The following is a 20308-nucleotide window of genomic DNA, read 5'->3' as shown; positions in this document are numbered from 1 at the left end:
GGGATCGATGACTGAGTATGGCCGGGGCCCCGGCTCCGAACCGTGGCATCCCGAGGACCCCTTGTACGGGGACCAGGGATGGGGAGGCCAGCAGGCCGCCCACGGCCAGGGCCAGTACGGCGACCAGCAGCAGTCCTATCCGCAGGACCCGTACGCCCAGCAGTACCAGAACCACCAGCAGTACCCGCAGCAGCCGTACGACCAGCAGCAGCACCAGCAGTACGGACAGCAGCCGCAGCAGAACCACCAGCAGTACGGCGCGCCCCAGCAGGACCCGTACGCACAGCAGCAGGGTGCCCAGCCGCAGTACAACGGCGGCTGGGACACCGGGCAGCAGACCGCCATGCCGTACGGGGCCGAGCCCCAGGACCCGTACGCGCAGCAGCCCGGCGGCTACGACGCGACGCAGGACTACTACGGCACCCCCGAGGCCTACCCGCCGCCGCAGCCCCCGGGCCGCCGCGAGGCCGCGCCCGAGCAGCAGCAACACCAGCAGCAGGAACAGCACCAGCAGCAGCCGTCGACGGACTGGGACCCGGACGAGCCGCAGGAAGAGACGCACCCTTTCTTCACCGGTGCGGATGATCCGGCCGGCCGTGAGCCGCGCGACGGCGACGAGGACCCGGACGACGACGGATCGCGCGCCTCGCGCCGGGGCGGCAAGACCAAGAAGAAAAAGAGCCGCAGCGGCTGCGCCTGCCTGGTGGTCTCCGTGGTCCTGCTCGGCGGCCTCGGCGGAGTCAGCTACGTCGGCTACACCTTCTGGAAGAAGCAGTTCGGCGCTCCGGCCGACTTCGCGGGGACGGGCAGCGGCGAGGTGGAGGTCGAGATCCCGGAAGGGTCGCTCGGCTACGACATCGCCAACATCCTGCGCAAGAAGGGCGTCATCAAGTCCTCCGACGCCTTCGTCGCGGCGCAGAACGACAACCCCAAGGGCAAGTTGCTCCAGGCCGGCGTCTACCTCCTGAAGAAGGAGATGTCCGCCGCCAGCGCGATCGACCTGATGCTCGACCCCAAGAGCCAGAACGCGTTCGTGATCCCGGAGGGGACCCGTAACGTCAAGGTCTACGAGATGATCGACAAGCGGCTGGAGCTGAAGGAAGGCACCACGGCGAAGGTCGCCAAGACCAAGGCGGAGTCGCTGGGCCTGCCCGACTGGGCCGACGACAACCCGGATGTGAAGGACCCGCTGGAGGGCTTCCTCTACCCGGCGGCCTATCCGGTTCCCAAGGGGTCGAAGCCCGAGGACGCCCTGCAGCGGATGGTGAAGCGGGCGAACAAGGAGTACGACAAGGCCGACCTGAAGACCAGTGCGAAGAAGCTCGGTCTCAAGAGCCCGTGGGAGCTCATCACCGTCGCGAGCCTCGTGCAGGTCGAGGGCAAGTACAAGCACGACTTCGACAAGGTCGCGCGGGTCGTCTACAACCGTCTCAAGCCGGGCAACATGGAGACCGTCGGGCGGCTGGAATTCGACTCCACGGTCAACTACATCAAGGGCCAGAGCACGCTGGACGTGGGTGCCGTCGACGATCTGCGGAAGATCGACGACCCGTACAACACGTACAAGATCATCGGTCTGCCCTCGGGCCCCATCAGCAATCCGGGTGCGGACGCACTGCACTCGGCCATGAACCCCACACCGGGCCCCTGGTACTACTTCGTCTCGATCAACGAGGACAAGACGGTCTTCGCCGAGACCAACGCGGAGCACGAGAAGAACCGTCGGGAGTACGAGGACGGGAAGGCCGGCCAGTGAGCGAGCCACGCCGGGCCGCCGTCCTCGGCTCGCCCATCGCCCACTCCCTCTCCCCGGTCCTGCACCGCGCCGCGTACGCCGAACTCGGCCTGGAGGACTGGTCCTACGACCGGTTCGAGGTCGACGAGGCCGCGCTGCCCGGATTCATCGAGGGTCTTGACGGCTCCTGGGCCGGGCTGTCGCTGACCATGCCGCTCAAGCGCGCGATCATCCCGCTGCTCGACGAGATCAGCGCGACGGCCGCCTCCGTGGAGGCCGTCAACACGGTCGTTTTCACCGAGGACGGCCGCCGCGTCGGCGACAACACCGACATCCCCGGCATGATCGCCGCCCTGCGCGAACGCGGCGTCGACAAGGTCGAGACCGCCGCCGTCCTCGGCGCCGGCGCCACCGCCTCCTCCGCGCTGGCCGCGCTCGCGGCGATCTGCGCCGGACCGGTCACCGCCTATGTGCGCAGCGCCGAGCGCGCGGCCGAGATGCGCGCCTGGGGAGACCGGCTCGGCGTCGACGTCGTGATCGCCGACTGGACGGACGCGGCGGCGGCACTGAGCGCACCCCTGGTCATCGCCACCACCCCGGCCGGGGCCACCGACGCCCTGGCCGGATCCGTACCGGAGACCCCCGGCATCCTCTTCGACGTGCTGTACGAGCCGTGGCCCACCGCGCTCGCCGCCGCCTGGTCCGCGCGCGGCGGGGCGGTGGTCGGCGGGCTCGACCTCCTCGTGCACCAGGCCCTGCTCCAGGTCGAGCAGATGACCGGCCGCGTTCCGGCCCCGCTGGCCGCCATGCGGCAGGCCGGGGAAGCGGCGCTCGCCGCCCGCTGACGGGCCACGCGTCGGGCCCCGCCGGTCCGTCTGCTGGACCGGCGACCGGATCGTGCCTCCGTTCGTGGGAGGATCGGATGCGGCGGGCCAGGGCCGCGCACCCGGTGGCGCCGTTGGATTCAGGCGCGAGCATGAGGAGCACCGTTGAGCAGGTTGCGCTGGCTGACCGCAGGCGAGTCGCACGGTCCCGCACTGGTGGCGACGCTGGAGGGTCTTCCCGCCGGTGTCCCGATCACCACGGAGATGGTGGCGGAGGCGCTGGCCAGGCGACGGCTCGGTTACGGGCGCGGTGCGCGGATGAAGTTCGAGAAGGACGAGGTCACCTTCCTCGGCGGCGTACGCCACGGCCTCACCATGGGCTCCCCGGTCGCCGTCATGGTCGGCAACACCGAGTGGCCCAAGTGGGAGCAGGTCATGTCGGCCGACCCGGTCGACCCCGACGAGCTGGCCCAGCTCGCCCGTAACGCCCCGCTGACCCGCCCCCGGCCCGGCCACGCCGACCTCGCGGGGATGCAGAAGTACGGCTTCGACGAGGCCCGGCCGATCCTGGAGCGCGCCAGCGCCCGGGAGACCGCCGCCCGCGTGGCCCTCGGAACCGTCGCCCGCTCCTACCTCAAGGAGACCGCGGGCATCGAGATCGTCAGCCATGTCGTCGAGCTGGCCGCCGCCAAGGCGCCCTACGGCGTCCTCCCGGTCCCCGCCGACGTGGAGAAGCTGGACGCCGACCCGGTCCGCTGCCTGGACGCCGATGCCTCCAAGGCGATGGTGGCCGAGATCGACCAGGCCCACAAGGACGGCGACACCCTCGGCGGCGTCGTCGAGGTGCTGGCGTACGGCGTGCCCGTCGGGCTCGGCTCGCACGTGCACTGGGACCGGCGACTGGACGCCCGGCTCGCCGCCGCGCTCATGGGCATCCAGGCCATCAAGGGCGTCGAGGTCGGCGACGGCTTCGAGCTGGCCCGGGTCCCCGGCTCGAAGGCGCACGACGAGATCGTCGCCACGGACGAGGGCATCCGGCGCACCTCCGGGCGTTCCGGCGGCACCGAGGGCGGCCTCACCACCGGCGAACTGCTGCGCGTCCGCGCCGCGATGAAGCCCATCGCGACCGTGCCGCGCGCGCTGGCCACCGTGGACGTCACCACCGGCGAGGCCACCAAGGCCCACCACCAGCGCTCCGACGTCTGCGCCGTCCCGGCGGCGGGCATCGTCGCGGAGGCGATGGTCGCCCTGGTCCTGGCCGACGCGGTCGCGGAGAAGTTCGGCGGCGACAGCGTGGCCGAGACCCGCCGCAACGTCCAGTCGTACCTCGACCACCTCCAGATCCGATGAGCGGCCCCCTGGTCGTCCTCGTCGGCCCGATGGGCGTCGGCAAGTCCACCGTCGGCGAACTGCTCGCCGCCCGGCTCGGCACCACCTACCGGGACACCGACGCGGACGTCGTCGCCGAGGCCGGCAAGCCGATCGCGGAGATCTTCTACGACGAGGGCGAGGAGCACTTCCGGGCCCTGGAGCGCCGCGCCGTCGAGGCGGCCGTCGCCGGGCACCCGGGCGTCCTCTCCCTCGGTGGCGGAGCCGTCCTGGACCGGGCGACCAGGGAGCTGCTGGCCGGCCGGCCGGTCGTCTACCTCTCCATGGACGTGGACGAGGCCGTCCGCCGCGTCGGCCTCGGCGCCGCCCGCCCGCTGCTCGCGGTCAACCCGCGCCGGCAGTGGCGCGAGCTGATGGACGCCCGCCGTCACCTCTACGAAGAGGTCGCCCGTACCGTCGTCGCCACCGACGAACACACCCCCGAAGAGGTCGCCCAGGCGATCATCGACGCACTGGAACTGCCGGAGGGCCAAGCCGCCCCCGGCGTGGAGAACACCGGTATGACGCAGCAGGGCCCCACCCGCATCCAGGTCGCAGGCTCCGCGGGCTCCGACCCGTACGAGGTCCTCGTCGGCCACCAGCTCCTCGGCGAGCTGCCCCAGCTCATCGGCGACCGCGCCCAGCGGGTCGCCGTGCTGCACCCCGAGGCGCTCGCCGAGACCGGTGAGGCGGTCCGCCAGGACCTCGCCGACCAGGGCTACGAGGCCATCGCCATCCAGCTGCCGAACGCGGAGGAGGCCAAGACCGTCGAGGTCGCCGCCTACTGCTGGAAGGCGCTCGGCCAGACCGGCTTCACCCGCACCGACGTCATCGTCGGTATCGGCGGCGGCGCGACCACGGACGTCGCCGGGTTCGTCGCGGCCAGCTGGCTGCGCGGGGTCCGCTGGATCGCGATCCCGACCACCGTGCTCGGCATGGTCGACGCGGCCGTCGGCGGCAAGACCGGCATCAACACCGCCGAGGGCAAGAACCTCGTCGGCGCCTTCCACCCGCCCGCCGGTGTGCTCTGCGACCTCGCCGCGCTCGCATCGCTGCCGGTCAACGACTACGTCTCCGGCATGGCCGAGATCATCAAGGCCGGTTTCATCGCCGACCCGGTCATCCTGGACCTGGTGGAGGCCGACCCCGAGGGTGCGCGTACCCCGGCCGGTCCGCACACCGCCGAGCTGATCGAGCGGTCCATCCGGGTCAAGGCCGAGGTCGTCTCCAGCGACCTCAAGGAGTCCGGGCTCCGCGAGATCCTCAACTACGGCCACACCCTGGCCCACGCCATCGAGAAGAACGAGCGCTACAAGTGGCGCCACGGCGCGGCCGTCTCCATCGGCATGGTCTTCGCCGCCGAGCTGGGCCGGCTCGCCGGACGCCTCGACGACGCCACCGCCGACCGGCACCGCAGCGTCCTGGAGTCGGTGGGCCTGCCGCTCGCCTACCGCGGCGACCAGTGGCCCAAGCTGCTGGAGAACATGAAGGTCGACAAGAAGTCCCGCGGCGACCTGCTGCGCTTCATCGTCCTGGACGGCATCGGCAAGCCCACCGTCCTGGAGGGCCCCGACCCGGCCGTGCTGCTCGCCGCCTACGGGGAGGTCTCCGCGTGACCCGCAGGGTCCTCGTCCTGAACGGCCCGAACCTCGGCCGGCTCGGCTCGCGCGAGCCCGACGTCTACGGAGCCACCTCCTACGCCGGACTCGTCGAGACCTGCACCGTGCTCGGCAAGGAGCTCGGCTTCGACGTCGAGGTGCGCGAGACCAACGACGAGGGCGAGCTGATCCGCTGGCTCCACGAGGCGGCGGACGGATCGATTCCGGTCGTTCTCAACCCCGGCGCCTTCACGCACTACTCGTACGGCATGCGGGACGCGGCGGCCCAGCGCACCGCCCCGCTGATCGAGGTGCACATCTCCAATCCGTACACCCGCGAGGAGTTCCGGCACACCTCCGTGGTCGCGGCGGTGGCCACGGGAACGGTGGCCGGGTTCGGCATCGGCTCCTACCGGCTGGCCCTGCGCGCCCTGGCCGACGAACTGACGAACTGACACCCCGCGGTTCCCGTCCGTCCCGCCGCGCGGCCGACGGGCACTTCGCACCCTCCCGGGCCGTTCACCCTGAGACGGCCCGGGAAGGTACGGTAGCCGTCCCATCAGCGTCAGTTGCGGTTACGAGACGGAGTGGCACCGGATGCAGCACGCAGTGGGGGCCCCGCTGCCGCCGCCCCACGGACCCGGTATCGGGCACGTCGGCCGGCCGTACCAGGCCCAGCACCCCGGTCACCCCGGCACGCCCCCGATACCCCCGCCCCCGGCCCCCGGTCAGGCCCCGCCTCTCCAGGGCCCGGGCCAGGCGCCGCCGCCCCCCGCTCCGGGGCAGGGCCCGCCCCCTCCGGCCCCCGGCCAGGCACCGCCTCCGCAGGCTCCCGGCCAGGCCCCGCAGCACGGCTGGAGCGGCACCGGCCCCACGCCCCCCGCCAGGGAGGCCGTCGGGCACACCGGGCACGTCCAGCTGCCCCCGGGCGGTCCCGTACCGCTGCCCGCGCCCCCCGCCGAGCCCGGCACCGGCGGCGCGACGCTCGCCGTGCTGCTCATCGGCCCGGCCGGGGCGGGCAAGACCACCGTCGCCAAGCTCTGGGCCGCCCGCCGCCGGGTGCCCACCGCCCATGTCTCCCTCGACGACGTCCGCGAGTGGGTCTGCTCCGGCTTCGCCGACCCGCAGGCCGGCTGGAACGACCACTCCGAGGCGCAGTACCGGCTGGCCCGCCGCACCTGCGGCTTCGCCGCCCGTAACTTCCTCGCCAACGGCATCTCCTGCATCCTCGACGACGCCGTCTTCCCCGACCGCCCGGTCGTCGGCCTCGGCGGCTGGAAGCGCCATGTGGGCCCCGGCCTGCTGCCCGTGGTCCTGCTGCCCGGCCTGGAGATCGTCCTGGAGCGCAACGCCGCCCGCAGCGGCAACCGCAGGCTCTCCGACGAGGAGGTCGCCCGCATCCACGGCCGGATGGCCGGCTGGTACGGCTCCGGCCTCCCGATCATCGACAACTCCACGTACGACGTCGAGACCACCGCCCGCGTCCTGGACGACGTGCTGGCCCGCTCCATCGCGAGCCCGCCCGCCTGGTGACGACAGCGCTCCGCACCCCGGTCGGGTGCGCTGGCCGGGCGGCCCTCCGCCCCCGCTCGTACGCTCGAACCATGTCAGAGGTGCACGCCGTCCGACGCGGGCTGCTCCGCGACCGGTGCGCCGCCGCGGGGTCCGCGGCCGCCCTGGTCTCCCGCCCCGCCAACGTCCGCTATCTCGCGGGCGGAGCGCCGCCCGGCGCCGTGCTGTTGCTCGGCCCCGGCGAGGACGTTCTGCTCTGCCCCCGCGCCCCGACCGCTGAACCCGCCCACGGGCGGCCCGACGAGGCGCTCCGGATCGACCTCCTGCCCGTACCGGACGCGGATCCGGTGGTCGCCGCCGCGGGCCTCGCCGCCGCGTCGGGCGCGGGTTCGCTCGCCGTCGAGGAGCACGATCTGACCGTGGCCCGGCACCGGGCCATGGGGAAGGCCGCCCCGCGCCTGGACCTGGCCGATCTGGGCTTCACCGTGGAGCAGCAGCGGATCGTCAAGGACGAGGAGGAGATCGGCTGCCTCCGGATCGCCGCGGAGATCACCGACCAGGCCCTCGGTGAACTCCTCGAATCGATCCTGGTCGGCCGCACCGAGCGGCACCTCGCCCTCGAACTGGAGCGCCGCCTGGTCGACCACGGGGCGGACGGCCCCGCCTTCGCCACCTCCGTGGCCACCGGCCCCAACTCCGGCCAGGGCCGCCACCGGCCCTCCGACCGCAGGGTGGAGGAGGGGGATTTCCTCTCCGTCCGGCTGGGCGCGAGCTACCACGGCTACCGCTGCGAGATCGGCCGGACCTTCGTCATCGGCACCGCGCCCGCCGAGTGGCAGATCGAGCTCTACGACCTCGTTTTCGCCGCTCAGCGGGCCGGCCGGGAGGCCCTGGCGCCGGGGGCCGCCTACCGGGACGTGGACCGCGCCGCCCGGCACCTGCTGGAATCCGCGGGGCACGGAGAGGGTCTTCAGCCGAGGACCGGGCACGGTGTGGGGCTCGAAATCGAGGAGGACCCGCAACTGGCACCGACAGCCATGGGTAAACTGGACGCTTGTGTGCCGGTCACCGTCGAACCGGGGGTCCACCTCCCGGGCCGGGGCGGTGTCCGGATCGATGACACGCTCGTCGTGCGCCCCGAGGCGGACGGCGGACCCGAGCTACTCACCATGACGACCAAGGAGCTGCTCGCGCTCTAGCGCGCATCCTCGGTCGTTCCACCAGCTTCAGTCCAGGAGATTCCGCAACCGTGGCTTCCACGAACGACCTCAAGAACGGCCTGGTGCTCAAGCTCGACGGAGGCCAGCTCTGGTCCGTCGTCGAGTTCCAGCACGTCAAGCCCGGCAAGGGCCCCGCCTTCGTGCGCACCAAGCTCAAGAACGTGCTCTCCGGCAAGGTCGTCGACAAGACGTTCAACGCCGGCGTGAAGGTCGATACGGCCACCATTGACCGCCGTGACATGCAGTTCTCGTACATGGACGGCGAGTACTTCGTCTTCATGGACATGGACACGTACGACCAGCTCATGGTCGACCGCAAGGCCGTCGGCGACGCCGCCAACTTCCTGATCGAGGGCTTCACCGCCTCCGTCGCCCAGCACGAGGGCGAGGTGCTCTACGTCGAGCTGCCCGCCGCCGTCGAGCTGACGATCCAGCACACCGACCCGGGCGTGCAGGGCGACCGCTCCACCGGCGGCACCAAGCCCGCCACCCTGGAGACCGGTTACGAGATCGGCGTGCCGCTCTTCATCAGCACCGGCGAGAAGATCAAGGTCGACACCCGCTCGGGCGACTACCTCGGCCGGGTGAACAGCTAACCGTGGCTGCCCGGAACAAGGCCCGCAAGCGTGCCTTCCAGATTCTCTTCGAGGCCGACCAGCGCGGTGAGTCCGTGCAGAGCGTCCTCGCGGACTGGGTTCGGCACTCGCGGACCGACGACCGTCAGCCGCCGGTCGGCGAATTCACGATGGAGCTCGTCGAGGGGTACGCGCAGTACGCGGACCGGATCGACGACCTCATCGTCACCTACGCCGTGGACTGGGAGATCGACCGAATGCCGGTCGTCGACCGGAGCATCCTGCGGCTCGGTGCGTACGAGCTGATCTGGATGGACGAGACCCCGGACGCCGTGGTGATCGACGAGGCCGTCCAGCTCGCCAAGGAGTTCTCCACGGATGACTCCCCGGCCTTTGTGAACGGCCTGCTGGCCCGTTTCAAGGACCTCAAGCCGAACCTCCGCCGGGAGCAGTAGCCCCGGCCGCGACGGTTCGGTCGCACACGCCTCGAAGGGCCCACGGTCAGCCGACCGTGGGCCCTTCGGTGTACCCGCCGCGACACCGGGCGCACCAACGCCGGGCGGGCGGGAACCCGAAGGTCCCCGCCCGCCCGGCGGTACGTTTCTGCTGTGGGGTCCGGCCCCGCCCGCTCAGCCCTCGTCGTGGGCGACCGCGCGGCGCGCGTCCGCGTCCAGCACGCCCCAGCTGATGAGCTGCTCCGTGAGCACGGAAGGCGACTGGTCGTAGATCACGGCGAGCGTGCGCAGGTCGTCCTGGCGGATCGAGAGCACCTTGCCGTTGTAGTCACCGCGCTGGCTCTGGATGGTCGCCGCGTAGCGCTGCAGCGGACCGGCCTTCTCCGGCGGGACGTGGGCGAGGCGCTCCAGGTCCAGAACGAGCTTCGGCGGCGGCTCGGCGGCTCCGCCCGGCGTCGTGCCGGGCAGCAGCTCCTGCACCGGGACCCCGTAGAAGTCCGCCAGCTCGGCGAGGCGCTGCACGGTCACGGCACGGTCGCCGCGCTCGTACGAACCGACCACGACGGCCTTCCAGCGGCCCTGGGACTTCTCCTCCACGCCGTGGAGGGAAAGGCCCTGCTGGGTGCGGATGGCACGAAGTTTGGCCCCGAGCTGTTTTGCGTATTCGCTGGACATATGGCTCCCCGGACGCTGGAACAGTGTGCGGCTCCGCCGCGTGGCTGGTAACTCACTGTGAGGTTACGCAGCGTTACTTGGATGCGTCAAGCCGAATGGTCCGGACCGGCACCTCCCGGGGGCGGGGTCAGGGCCGAGCACAAGCCCTGGTAGCGTGGATGACGCAATTTCGACGTCCTTTAACGATCCGTCCCGTGAGGCGGAGAAGGAGGTCCGTTTCTTATGGACGCACAGCACGACGACACCGGCAACGCGGCGCGCCCCGTTCTCGAGGCCCCCGACATCGCCCGTGTTCTGACCCGTATCGCCCACGAGATCGTCGAACGCGCCAAGGGCGCCGACGACGTGGTGCTGCTCGGCATCCCGACCCGGGGCGTCTTCCTCGCCCGCCGGCTCGCCGACAAACTCGAACAGATCACCGGCCGGAAGACGCCGGTCGGATCGCTCGACATCACGATGTACCGCGACGACCTGCGGCTGCGCCCGGCGCGCGCCCTGGCCCGCACCGACATCCCCGGCGAGGGGATCGAGGGCAGCCTGGTCGTCCTGGTCGACGACGTGCTCTTCTCCGGCCGCACGATCCGCGCCGCCCTCGACGCGCTCGGCGACATCGGCCGCCCCCGCGCGGTGCAGCTCGCGGTCCTCGTCGACCGCGGCCACCGGGAGCTCCCGATCCGCGCGGACTACGTCGGCAAGAACCTCCCCACGTCGCTGCGGGAGACGGTCAAGGTCCAGCTCGCCGAGGAGGACGGCCGCGACGCCGTGCTGCTCGGCGTCAAGCAGACCGCCCCCGCGGACGCGCAGTAGCCCGAACCCTCCCGTACGCCCCTGTGGGGACGTACGGCGCCCTTCTGCGCGCCCGCATGCCTGAAACCCCCTCCAGCCACCCGGAGAACCCCAGATGATGCGTCACCTCATCTCGGCCGCCGACCTCACCCGCGACGACGCCGTCCTGATCCTCGACACCGCCGAGGAGATGGCCCGGGTCGCGGACCGGCCGATCAAGAAGCTCCCCACCCTGCGCGGCCGTACCGTCGTCAACCTCTTCTTCGAGGACTCGACCCGTACCCGCATCTCCTTCGAGGCGGCCGCCAAGCGGCTGTCCGCCGACGTCATCAACTTCTCCGCCAAGGGCTCCTCGGTCTCCAAGGGCGAGTCGCTCAAGGACACCGCGCTGACCCTGGAGGCGATGGGCGCCGACGCCGTCGTCATCCGGCACGGCGCCTCCGGAGCCCCCTACCGGCTCGCCACCTCCGGCTGGATCGACGGGGCCGTGGTCAACGCCGGGGACGGCACCCACGAGCACCCCACCCAGGCCCTGCTGGACGCCTTCACCATGCGCCGCCGGCTCGTCGGCCCCGACGCCGGGCTCGGCCGCGACCTGGACGGCCGCCGCATCACGATCGTCGGCGACATCCTGCACAGCCGCGTCGCCCGCTCCAACGTCCACCTGCTGACCACGCTCGGCGCGCACGTCACCCTGGTGGCCCCGCCCACCCTCGTGCCCGTGGGCGTCGAGCAGTGGCCCTGCGACGTCAGCTACAGCCTCGACGACGTGCTGGCGAAGTCGGATGCGGTGATGATGCTGCGTGTGCAGCGCGAACGGATGAACGCCGCGTACTTCCCGACCGAGCGTGAATACTCCCGCCGCTACGGCCTGGACGGCGAGCGGATGGCGAAGATGCCCGAACACGCCGTCGTCATGCACCCCGGCCCGATGGTCCGCGGCATGGAGATCACCGCCGAGGTCGCCGACTCCGACCGCTGCACGGTCGTCGAGCAGGTCGCCAACGGCGTCTCCATCCGCATGGCCGTGCTCTACCTGCTGCTCGGCGGCTCCGACACCGCGCTGTCCGCCGCCCCCGCCCGTACCGAGGAGAACAAGTAACCATGAGCAAGATCATTGTCCGCGGTGCGCGGATCCTCGGCGGCGAGCCGCAGGACGTCCTGATCGACGGCGAGACCATCGCCGAGGTGGGCACCGGCCTCCGGGCCGAGGGCGCCACCGTGATCGAGGCCGAGGGGCAGATCCTGCTGCCCGGCCTGGTCGACCTGCACACCCATCTGCGCGAGCCCGGCCGCGAGGACTCCGAGACCGTCCTCACCGGCACCAAGGCCGCGGCCGTCGGCGGCTTCACCGCCGTGCACGCCATGGCCAACACCTTCCCCGTCGCCGACACCGCCGGCGTCGTCGAGCAGGTCTGGCGGCTCGGCAAGGAGTCCGGCTACTGCGACGTACAGCCCGTCGGCGCCGTCACCGTCGGCCTGGAGGGCAAGCAGCTCGCCGAGCTCGGCGCCATGCACGACTCGGCCGCCGGAGTGAAGGTCTTCTCCGACGACGGCAAGTGCGTCGACGACGCCGTGATCATGCGCCGCGCCCTGGAGTACGTGAAGGCCTTCGACGGCGTCGTCGCCCAGCACGCCCAGGAGCCCCGCCTCACCGAGGGCGCCCAGATGAACGAGGGCATCGTCTCGGCCGAGCTGGGACTCGGCGGCTGGCCCGCCGTCGCCGAGGAGTCGATCATCGCCCGCGACGTCCTCCTCGCCGCCCACGTAGGCTCCCGCGTCCACATCTGCCACCTCTCCACCGCCGGCTCCGTGGAGATCGTCCGCTGGGCCAAGTCCAAGGGCTGGAACGTCACCGCCGAGGTCACCCCGCACCACCTCCTCCTCACCGACGAGCTGGTCCGCACCTACAACCCGGTCTACAAGGTGAACCCGCCGCTGCGCACCGAGGCCGACGTCCTGGCCCTGCGCGAGGCGCTCGCCGACGGCACGATCGACTGCGTCGCCACCGACCACGCCCCGCACCCGCACGAGGACAAGGACTGCGAGTGGGCCGCGGCCGCCATGGGCATGGTGGGCCTGGAGACCGCGCTCTCGGTCGTCCAGCAGACGATGGTGGACACCGGTCTGATCGACTGGGCGGGCGTCGCCGACCGCATGTCCTTCCGCCCCGCGGCCATCGGCCGGCTCGAAGGACACGGCCGTCCCGTCTCGGCGGGTGAGCCCGCCAACCTCACTCTGGTCGATCCGGCATACCGTGGAGCCGTGGACCCCGCGGGCTTCGCGTCCCGCAGCCGCAACACCCCCTACGAGGGCCGTGAGCTGCCGGGCCGTGTCACCCACACCTTCCTGCGGGGCCGTGCCACGGTCGTCGACGGGAAGCTCGCGTGACAACTCTGACCCCCCTGTACCACCTGGCCGCCGAGCAGAAGTCGGCGGAAGTGACGGACTGGGCCGCCCGCATCGCCTGGGTGGTCGGCCTGTTCGTCTTCATCGCCCTCGTCTACTGGCTGATGCGCCAGGGCTGGAAGTGGCGCGCCAGCCTCCAGTCGGACCTGCCGGAGCTCCCGGCCACCCCCGAGGGCTTCGCCGACGACGAGCCCCTGCTGACCCTCCAGGGGCGCTACCACGCCTCCACCACCGCCGGGCACTGGCTCGACCGGATCGTCGCGCACGGCCTCGGCACCCGCAGCCGTACCGAGCTCACGCTCACCGCCCGCGGCCTCGACGTCGTACGCCCCGGAGCGGCCGACTTCTTCATCCCGGCCGCATCCCTGCGCGAAGCCCGCCTCGACAAGGCGCTCGCGGGCAAGGTCCTCCCCGAGGGCGGCCTGCTGATCATCACCTGGGAGCACGGCGGGACGATGATCGACTCCGGCTTCCGCTCCGACCGCGCCGCCGAGCACCAGGCCTGGGTCGACGCCGTCAACCAGTTCGCCGGCACCACGGAACTCACCAGCACCACGACGGAAGGCACCGCACGATGACGATCTCCACCCGGGGGGCCCACACCCCCGCCGTTCTCGTCCTGGAGGACGGTCGCGCCTTCCGCGGCCGTGCCTACGGGGCCGTGGGGGAGACCTTCGGCGAAGCGGTGTTCTCCACCGGCATGACCGGCTACCAGGAAACGCTGACGGACCCCTCGTACCACCGCCAGGTCGTCGTCATGACGGCCCCGCACGTCGGCAACACCGGCGTCAACGACGAGGACCCCGAGTCCGGCCGCATCTGGGTCTCCGGCTACGTCGTCCGCGACCCCGCCCGCAAGCCCTCCAACTGGCGCTCGCAGCGCTCGCTGGACGAGGAGCTGGCCGCCCAGGGCGTCGTCGGCATCAGCGGCGTCGACACCCGAGCCCTCACCCGCCACCTGCGCGAGCGCGGCGCGATGCGCGTCGGGATCTTCTCCGGCAACGCCATCCCCGACGAGGGCACCCTCCTCGCCAAGGTCCGCCAGGCCCCCGAGATGACCGGCGCCGACCTCTCCGCCGAGGTCGCCACCAAGGAGGCCTACGTCGTCCCCGCGATCGGCACGAAGAAGTTCACCGTCGCCGCGATCGACCTCGGCATCAAGGGCATGACCCCGCACCGGATGGCCGAGCGCGGCATCGAGGTGCACGTGCTGCCCGCCACCGCCACCCTGGGGGAGGTGTACGCGGTCGAGCCCGACGGCGTCTTCTTCTCCAACGGTCCCGGCGACCCGTCCACCGCCGACCACCCGGTCGCCCTGATGCGCGGCGTCCTGGAGCGCTCCACCCCGCTCTTCGGCATCTGCTTCGGCAACCAGATCCTCGGCCGCGCGCTCGGCTTCGGCACCTACAAGCTGAAGTACGGCCACCGCGGCATCAACCAGCCGGTGCAGGACCGCACCACCGGCAAGGTCGAGGTCACCGCGCACAACCACGGCTTCGCCGTCGACGCCCCGCTGGACCAGGTCTCCGACACGGAGTTCGGCCGCGCCGAGGTCTCCCACGTCTGCCTGAACGACCAGGTGGTCGAAGGCCTCCAGCTGCTGGACCGGCCCGCCTTCAGCGTCCAGTACCACCCCGAGGCCGCCGCGGGCCCGCACGACGCCGCGTACCTCTTCGACCGCTTCGTTTCCCTGATGGAGGGCCAGCGTGCCTAAGCGCTCCGATATCCAGTCCGTCCTGGTCATCGGCTCCGGCCCGATCGTCATCGGCCAGGCCGCCGAGTTCGACTACTCCGGCACCCAGGCCTGCCGCGTCCTCAAGGCCGAGGGCCTGCGCGTCATCCTGGTGAACTCCAACCCGGCGACGATCATGACCGACCCGGAGATCGCCGACGCCACCTACGTCGAGCCGATCACCCCCGAGTTCGTCGAGAAGATCATCGCCAAGGAGCGCCCCGACGCGCTCCTGCCCACCCTCGGCGGCCAGACCGCGCTGAACACCGCGATCTCCATGCACGAGAACGGCGTCCTGGAGAAGTACGGCGTCGAGCTCATCGGCGCCAACGTCGAGGCGATCAACAAGGGCGAGGACCGCGACCTCTTCAAGGGCGTCGTGGAGGCCGTCAAGGAGAAGATCGGCTACGGCGAGTCCGCCCGCTCCGTCATCTGCCACTCCATGGACGACGTCATCGCCGGCGTCGACACCCTCGGCGGCTACCCCGTCGTCGTCCGCCCCTCCTTCACCATGGGCGGCGCCGGCTCCGGCTTCGCCCACGACGAGGAGGAGCTGCGCCGCATCGCCGGACAGGGCCTCACGCTCTCCCCGACCACCGAGGTGCTCCTGGAGGAGTCCATCCTCGGCTGGAAGGAGTACGAGCTGGAGCTGATGCGCGACCGGAACGACAACGTCGTGGTCGTCTGCTCCATCGAGAACTTCGACCCGATGGGCGTCCACACCGGCGACTCGATCACCGTCGCCCCGGCCATGACGCTCACCGACCGCGAGTACCAGCGGCTGCGCGACATCGGCATCGCGATCATCCGCGAGGTCGGCGTCGACACCGGCGGCTGCAACATCCAGTTCGCCATCGACCCCACCGACGGCCGGGTCATCGTCATCGAGATGAACCCCCGCGTCTCCCGCTCCTCGGCGCTCGCCTCCAAGGCCACCGGCTTCCCGATCGCCAAGATCGCCGCCAAGCTGGCCGTCGGCTACACCCTGGACGAGATCCCCAACGACATCACCGAGAAGACGCCGGCCTCCTTCGAGCCGACCCTCGACTACGTCGTCGTCAAGGCCCCGCGCTTCGCCTTCGAGAAGTTCCCCTCCGCCGACTCCACCCTCACCACCACCATGAAGTCGGTGGGCGAGGCCATGGCGATCGGCCGGAACTTCACCGAGGCCCTCCAGAAGGCCCTGCGTTCGCTGGAGAAGAAGGGCTCGCAGTTCGCCTTCACCGGCCCGGTCGGCGACAAGGCCGAGCTGCTCGCGGAGGCGGTCCGCCCGACCGACGGCCGCATCAACACCGTCATGCAGGCGATCCGCGCCGGAGCCACCCAGGAAGAGGTCTTCGACGCCACGAAGATCGACCCCTGGTTCGTCGACCAGCTCTTCCTGATCAAGGAGATCGCCGACGAGCTGGCCACCGCCGAGCGCCTGGACGCCGAGCTGATCGCCGACGCCAAGCGGCACGGCTTCTCCGACGTCCAGATCGGCGAGATCCGCGGACTGCGCGAGGACGTCGTCCGCGAGGTCCGGCACGCGCTCGGCATCCGCCCGGTCTACAAGACCGTTGACACGTGTGCGGCCGAGTTCGCGGCGAGGACGCCGTACTTCTACTCCTCCTACGACGAGGAGAGCGAGGTCGCGACCCGCACCAAGCCGGCCGTGATCATCCTCGGCTCGGGCCCCAACCGCATCGGCCAGGGCATCGAGTTCGACTACTCCTGTGTGCACGCCTCCTTCGCCCTGAGCGACGCGGGCTACGAGACCGTCATGGTCAACTGCAACCCGGAGACCGTCTCCACCGACTACGACACCTCCGACCGGCTCTACTTCGAGCCGCTCACCCTGGAGGACGTCCTGGAGATCGTGCACGCCGAATCGCTGGCGGGCCCGATCGCCGGTGTCATCGTGCAGCTCGGCGGCCAGACCCCGCTCGGCCTCTCGCAGGCGCTCAAGGACAACGGCGTGCCCGTCGTCGGCACCTCCCCGGAGGCCATCCACGCCGCCGAGGACCGGGGCGCCTTCGGCCGGGTCCTGGCCGAGGCCGGGCTGCCCGCGCCCAAGCACGGCACGGCCACCACCTTCGCCGAGGCCAAGGCCATCGCCGACGAGATCGGCTACCCCGTCCTCGTACGGCCGTCGTACGTCCTCGGCGGGCGCGGCATGGAGATCGTGTACGACGAGACCCGCCTCGCCTCGTACATCTCCGAGTCCACCGAGATCAGCCCCACCCGGCCGGTCCTGGTCGACCGCTTCCTCGACGACGCCATCGAGATCGACGTGGACGCCCTCTACGACGGCACCGAGCTGTACCTCGGCGGCGTCATGGAGCACATCGAGGAGGCCGGCATCCACTCCGGCGACTCGGCCTGCGCCCTGCCCCCGATCACCCTCGGCGGCTTCGACATCAAGCGGCTGCGCGCCTCCACCGAGGGCATCGCCAAGGGCGTCGGCGTCCGCGGACTGATCAACATCCAGTTCGCGCTCTCCGGCGACATCCTCTACGTCCTCGAAGCCAACCCGCGCGCCTCCCGCACGGTCCCCTTCACCTCGAAGGCGACCGCCGTCCCGCTCGCCAAGGCCGCCGCCCGCATCTCGCTGGGCGCGACCATCGCCGAGCTGCGCGCGGAGGGCCTGCTGCCGGCGGTCGGCGACGGCGGCACCCTGCCGCTGGACGCGCCGATCTCCGTCAAGGAGGCCGTGATGCCGTGGTCGCGCTTCCGCGACATCCACGGCCGCGGCGTCGACACGGTCCTCGGCCCGGAGATGCGCTCCACCGGCGAGGTCATGGGCATCGACTCGGTCTTCGGCACGGCGTACGCCAAGTCGCAGGCCGGCGCCTACGGCCCGCTGCCCACCAAGGGCCGCGCGTTCATCTCGGTCGCCAACCGGGACAAGCGCTCGATGATCTTCCCGGCCCGCGAGCTGGTCGCCCACGGCTTCGAGCTGATGGCCACCTCCGGCACCGCCGAGGTCCTCAAGCGGAACGGCATCAACGCCACGGTCGTGCGCAAGCAGTCCGAGGGCCCCGGCCCCAACGGAGAGAAGACGATCGTCCAGCACATCCACGACGGCGAGGTCGACCTCATCGTCAACACCCCGTACGGCACCGGCGGCCGCCTCGACGGCTACGACATCCGCACCGCGGCCGTCTCCCGCTCCGTACCGTGCCTGACCACGGTCCAGGCGCTCGCCGCCGCCGTCCAGGGCATCGACGCCCTCAACCACGGCGACGTGGGCGTCCGTTCCCTCCAGGAACACGCCGAGCATCTGACAGCGGCCCGCGACTAGCAGCCCAGCAGGGGGACACCGGAAACGGTGTCCCCCTCTCTGTGAGGACATCTCTTCATGTACAAGCTCTTCTTCCGGCTGGTCTTCAAGCGGATGGACCCCGAGCGGGCCCACTACGCCGCCTTCCGCTGGATCCGCCTCGCCGCCCGGATCCCCGTCCTGCGCACCTTCGTCGCCGCCGCCCTCGCCCCCCGCCACAAGGAGCTGCGCACCGAGGCCCTCGGCCTTCGGATGCACGGCCCCTTCGGGCTCGCCGCCGGCTTCGACAAGAACGCCGTCGCGATCGACGGCATGGCGATGCTCGGCTTCGACCACATCGAGATCGGCACCGTCACCGGCGAACCGCAGCCCGGCAACCCCAAGAAGCGCCTCTTCCGGCTCGTCGCCGACCGTGCGCTGATCAACCGCATGGGCTTCAACAACGAGGGTTCCGCCGCCGTCGCCGCCCGCCTCGCCGCCCGCAACCCGGTCTTCCGCACCACGGTCGGCGTCAACATCGGCAAGACCAAGGTCGTGCCCGAGGCCGAGGCCGCCGCCGACTACGTGAAGTCCACCGAGGCGCTGGCCGCCCACGCCGACTACCTGGTCGTCAACGTCTCCTCGCCCAACACCCCCGGCCTGCGCAACCTCCAGGCCACCGAGTCGCTGCGCCCGCTGCTCAGCGCCGTACGCGAGGCCGCCGACCGCACCGTCACCACCCGGCGCGTCCCGCTGCTCGTCAAGATCGCCCCGGACCTCGCCGACGAGGACGTCGACGCCGTCGCCGACCTCGCCGTGGAACTGGGCCTCGACGGCATCATCGCCACCAACACCACCATCGCCCGCGAGAGCCTGGGCCTGAAGTCCGACCCCGAGCTGGTGGGGGAGACCGGCGGACTCTCCGGCGCGCCCCTCAAGGAGCGCTCGCTGGAGGTCCTGAGCCGTCTGTACGCCCGGGTGGGGGACCGGATCACCCTGGTCGGCGTCGGAGGCGTCGAGACCGCCGAGGACGCCTGGCAGCGCATCCTCGCCGGAGCCACCCTCGTCCAGGGCTACAGCGCCTTCATCTACGAAGGCCCCTGCTACGCCCGCGCGATCCACCAGGGCCTCGCCGCCCGGCTCGCCGCCTCCCCGTACGCCACCCTCGCCGAAGCCGTCGGCGCCGAGACCCGGAAGAAGGCCGCCCTGTGACCACCGAACCCTTCGGCGCCCGCCTGCGCCACGCCATGGACACCCGCGGGCCGCTCTGCGTCGGCATCGACCCGCACGCCTCGCTGCTCACCTCCTGGGGTCTGAACGACGACATCGCGGGCCTGGAGCGCTTCACCCGGACCGTCGTGGAGGCGCTGGCCGACCGGGTCGCCGTCCTCAAGCCGCAGTCCGCGTTCTTCGAGCGCTTCGGATCGCGCGGCGTCGCCGTCCTGGAGAAGGCCGTCGAGGAGGCGCGGGCGGCCGGCGCGCTCGTCCTGATGGACGCCAAGCGCGGCGACATCGGCTCCACCATGGGCGCCTACGCGGCGACCTACCTGGACAAGGACTCGCCGCTCTTCTCGGACGCGGTCACCGTCTCCCCGTACCTCGGCTTCGGCTCGCTGCGCCCGGCGCTGGACGCCGCCGCCGTCTCCGGCGCGGGCGTCTTCGTCCTCGCCCTCACCTCCAACCCGGAGGGCGCCGAGGTCCAGCGGGCCACGGCGGCCGACGGCCGCTCGCTCGCCCAGCTGATGCTCGACCACATGGCCGCGGAGAACGAGGGAGCGGCTCCGCTCGGCTCGGTCGGCGCGGTGGTCGGCGCGACGCTCGGCGACGCCGGAGTGAACCTGGCGATCAACGGACCGCTCCTCGCGCCCGGCATCGGAGCCCAGGGCGCGACCCCCGCGGATCTGCCGACGGTGTTCGGCGACGCGGTGGGCAACGTCGTGCCCAGCGTGAGCCGGGGCGTGCTGCGCCACGGCCCGGACGTGTCCGGGCTGCGCGAAGCGGCCGAACGGTTCGCGGACGAGGTCCGTCGTGCCGTATCCGGCAGCTGACCCTGACACGTTTACAGCGTGTTGACGAATTACTGACGGGAAACCTGGTCGATATGTCGGGAAAATCCTGGTCGGCCACAGCTGACCAGGACTTTTCGTCTGTTCTCGCTGACTACAGCGGCCCTTGCCG

18 protein-coding genes are annotated in these 20308 nt (G+C 71.4%); 17 read left to right on the top strand and 1 reads right to left on the bottom strand.

Features of this window, described 5'->3' with window-relative positions:
* Window positions 1–7 precede the first annotated feature (7 nt).
* The 9 genes from mltG (at window position 8) to nusB (ending at window position 9287) form a co-directional block, all read left to right on the top strand.
* The gene (gene mltG / locus KV381_RS04980; RefSeq protein WP_218784733.1) at window positions 8–1756 is read left to right on the top strand and encodes an endolytic transglycosylase MltG; all 1749 of its coding nucleotides are present in this window, start codon (window positions 8–10) and stop codon (window positions 1754–1756) included.
* Window positions 1753–2580 (top strand): shikimate dehydrogenase, encoded by an 828-nt coding sequence (locus tag KV381_RS04975; RefSeq protein WP_218784731.1) that lies wholly within the window; start codon window positions 1753–1755, stop codon window positions 2578–2580. The genes mltG and KV381_RS04975 overlap by 4 nt, the downstream gene beginning before the upstream one ends.
* A gap of 144 nt (window positions 2581–2724) precedes the next feature.
* Window positions 2725–3909 (top strand): chorismate synthase, encoded by a 1185-nt coding sequence (aroC, locus tag KV381_RS04970; RefSeq protein ID WP_030085964.1) that lies wholly within the window; start codon window positions 2725–2727, stop codon window positions 3907–3909.
* On the top strand, window positions 3906–5543 hold the full coding sequence (gene aroB, locus KV381_RS04965; RefSeq protein ID WP_078611243.1) for a 3-dehydroquinate synthase: 1638 nt from the start codon (window positions 3906–3908) through the stop codon (window positions 5541–5543). The genes aroC and aroB overlap by 4 nt, the downstream gene beginning before the upstream one ends.
* Window positions 5540–5980, top strand: coding sequence for a type II 3-dehydroquinate dehydratase (gene aroQ / locus KV381_RS04960; RefSeq protein WP_030633251.1), 441 nt, complete (start codon window positions 5540–5542; stop codon window positions 5978–5980). The genes aroB and aroQ overlap by 4 nt, the downstream gene beginning before the upstream one ends.
* 142 nt (window positions 5981–6122) lie before the next feature.
* On the top strand, window positions 6123–7058 hold the full coding sequence (locus KV381_RS04955; protein ID WP_218784729.1) for an AAA family ATPase: 936 nt from the start codon (window positions 6123–6125) through the stop codon (window positions 7056–7058).
* Between the two features lie 71 nt (window positions 7059–7129).
* Window positions 7130–8236, top strand: a complete 1107-nt coding sequence (locus tag KV381_RS04950) for a M24 family metallopeptidase (RefSeq protein ID WP_086778511.1) — start codon at window positions 7130–7132, stop codon at window positions 8234–8236.
* Between the two features lie 50 nt (window positions 8237–8286).
* Window positions 8287–8853: an elongation factor P gene (gene efp / locus KV381_RS04945; RefSeq protein WP_018515205.1), complete on the top strand. Its 567-nt coding sequence runs from the start codon at window positions 8287–8289 to the stop codon at window positions 8851–8853.
* A 2-nt stretch (window positions 8854–8855) separates the two neighbouring features.
* On the top strand, window positions 8856–9287 hold the full coding sequence (nusB, locus tag KV381_RS04940; protein WP_030085975.1) for a transcription antitermination factor NusB: 432 nt from the start codon (window positions 8856–8858) through the stop codon (window positions 9285–9287).
* A gap of 174 nt (window positions 9288–9461) precedes the next feature.
* Here the strand turns inward: nusB and bldD are convergent, their stop codons facing one another.
* The gene (gene bldD, locus KV381_RS04935; protein WP_014157378.1) at window positions 9462–9962 is read right to left on the bottom strand and encodes a transcriptional regulator BldD; all 501 of its coding nucleotides are present in this window, start codon (window positions 9960–9962) and stop codon (window positions 9462–9464) included.
* A 222-nt stretch (window positions 9963–10184) separates the two neighbouring features.
* Here bldD and pyrR point away from each other — a divergent pair, with 222 nt between their 5' ends.
* From pyrR to pyrF, 8 genes are all read left to right on the top strand, one after another.
* Window positions 10185–10769, top strand: coding sequence for a bifunctional pyr operon transcriptional regulator/uracil phosphoribosyltransferase PyrR (gene pyrR / locus KV381_RS04930; RefSeq protein ID WP_030085979.1), 585 nt, complete (start codon window positions 10185–10187; stop codon window positions 10767–10769).
* Window positions 10770–10863: 94 nt separating this feature from the next.
* Window positions 10864–11850: an aspartate carbamoyltransferase catalytic subunit gene (locus KV381_RS04925; protein WP_030085981.1), complete on the top strand. Its 987-nt coding sequence runs from the start codon at window positions 10864–10866 to the stop codon at window positions 11848–11850.
* 2 nt (window positions 11851–11852) lie between these two features.
* The gene (locus tag KV381_RS04920) at window positions 11853–13139 is read left to right on the top strand and encodes a dihydroorotase (RefSeq protein WP_030085983.1); all 1287 of its coding nucleotides are present in this window, start codon (window positions 11853–11855) and stop codon (window positions 13137–13139) included.
* Window positions 13136–13735 carry a hypothetical protein gene (locus tag KV381_RS04915; RefSeq protein ID WP_218784727.1) on the top strand — a complete coding sequence of 200 codons (600 nt, stop codon included), beginning with the start codon at window positions 13136–13138 and terminating at the stop codon, window positions 13733–13735. The genes KV381_RS04920 and KV381_RS04915 overlap by 4 nt, the downstream gene beginning before the upstream one ends.
* Window positions 13732–14871 carry a glutamine-hydrolyzing carbamoyl-phosphate synthase small subunit gene (gene carA / locus KV381_RS04910; protein ID WP_030085985.1) on the top strand — a complete coding sequence of 380 codons (1140 nt, stop codon included), beginning with the start codon at window positions 13732–13734 and terminating at the stop codon, window positions 14869–14871. Before KV381_RS04915 ends, carA begins: the two co-directional genes overlap by 4 nt.
* Window positions 14864–18172, top strand: a complete 3309-nt coding sequence (carB, locus tag KV381_RS04905) for a carbamoyl-phosphate synthase large subunit (RefSeq protein ID WP_030085986.1) — start codon at window positions 14864–14866, stop codon at window positions 18170–18172. Before carA ends, carB begins: the two co-directional genes overlap by 8 nt.
* Window positions 18173–18229: 57 nt before the next feature.
* Window positions 18230–19342, top strand: coding sequence for a quinone-dependent dihydroorotate dehydrogenase (locus KV381_RS04900; RefSeq protein ID WP_030085987.1), 1113 nt, complete (start codon window positions 18230–18232; stop codon window positions 19340–19342).
* On the top strand, window positions 19339–20178 hold the full coding sequence (gene pyrF, locus KV381_RS04895) for an orotidine-5'-phosphate decarboxylase (protein ID WP_030085989.1): 840 nt from the start codon (window positions 19339–19341) through the stop codon (window positions 20176–20178). The genes KV381_RS04900 and pyrF overlap by 4 nt, the downstream gene beginning before the upstream one ends.
* Window positions 20179–20308 lie beyond the last annotated feature (130 nt).

This window comes from Streptomyces sp. WY228 (assembly GCF_019287315.1).
GTDB classification, from domain to species: Bacteria; Actinomycetota; Actinomycetes; order Streptomycetales; family Streptomycetaceae; genus Streptomyces; species Streptomyces caviscabies.
Note: the sequence above shows the minus strand (reverse complement) of the source record. Positions and strands in the feature narration are given on the sequence as shown.

Coding starts and splice junctions, on each gene's coding strand:
- mltG (WP_218784733.1), top strand. CDS start 8: ATGACTGAGTATGGCCGGGGCCCCGGCTCCGAACCGTGGCATCCCGAG.
- aroB (WP_078611243.1), top strand. CDS start 3,906: ATGAGCGGCCCCCTGGTCGTCCTCGTCGGCCCGATGGGCGTCGGCAAG.
- KV381_RS04955 (WP_218784729.1), top strand. CDS start 6,123: ATGCAGCACGCAGTGGGGGCCCCGCTGCCGCCGCCCCACGGACCCGGT.
- KV381_RS04950 (WP_086778511.1), top strand. CDS start 7,130: ATGTCAGAGGTGCACGCCGTCCGACGCGGGCTGCTCCGCGACCGGTGC.
- bldD (WP_014157378.1), bottom strand. CDS start 9,962: ATGTCCAGCGAATACGCAAAACAGCTCGGGGCCAAACTTCGTGCCATC.
- pyrR (WP_030085979.1), top strand. CDS start 10,185: ATGGACGCACAGCACGACGACACCGGCAACGCGGCGCGCCCCGTTCTC.
- KV381_RS04925 (WP_030085981.1), top strand. CDS start 10,864: ATGATGCGTCACCTCATCTCGGCCGCCGACCTCACCCGCGACGACGCC.
- KV381_RS04920 (WP_030085983.1), top strand. CDS start 11,853: ATGAGCAAGATCATTGTCCGCGGTGCGCGGATCCTCGGCGGCGAGCCG.
- carA (WP_030085985.1), top strand. CDS start 13,732: ATGACGATCTCCACCCGGGGGGCCCACACCCCCGCCGTTCTCGTCCTG.
- KV381_RS04900 (WP_030085987.1), top strand. CDS start 18,230: ATGTACAAGCTCTTCTTCCGGCTGGTCTTCAAGCGGATGGACCCCGAG.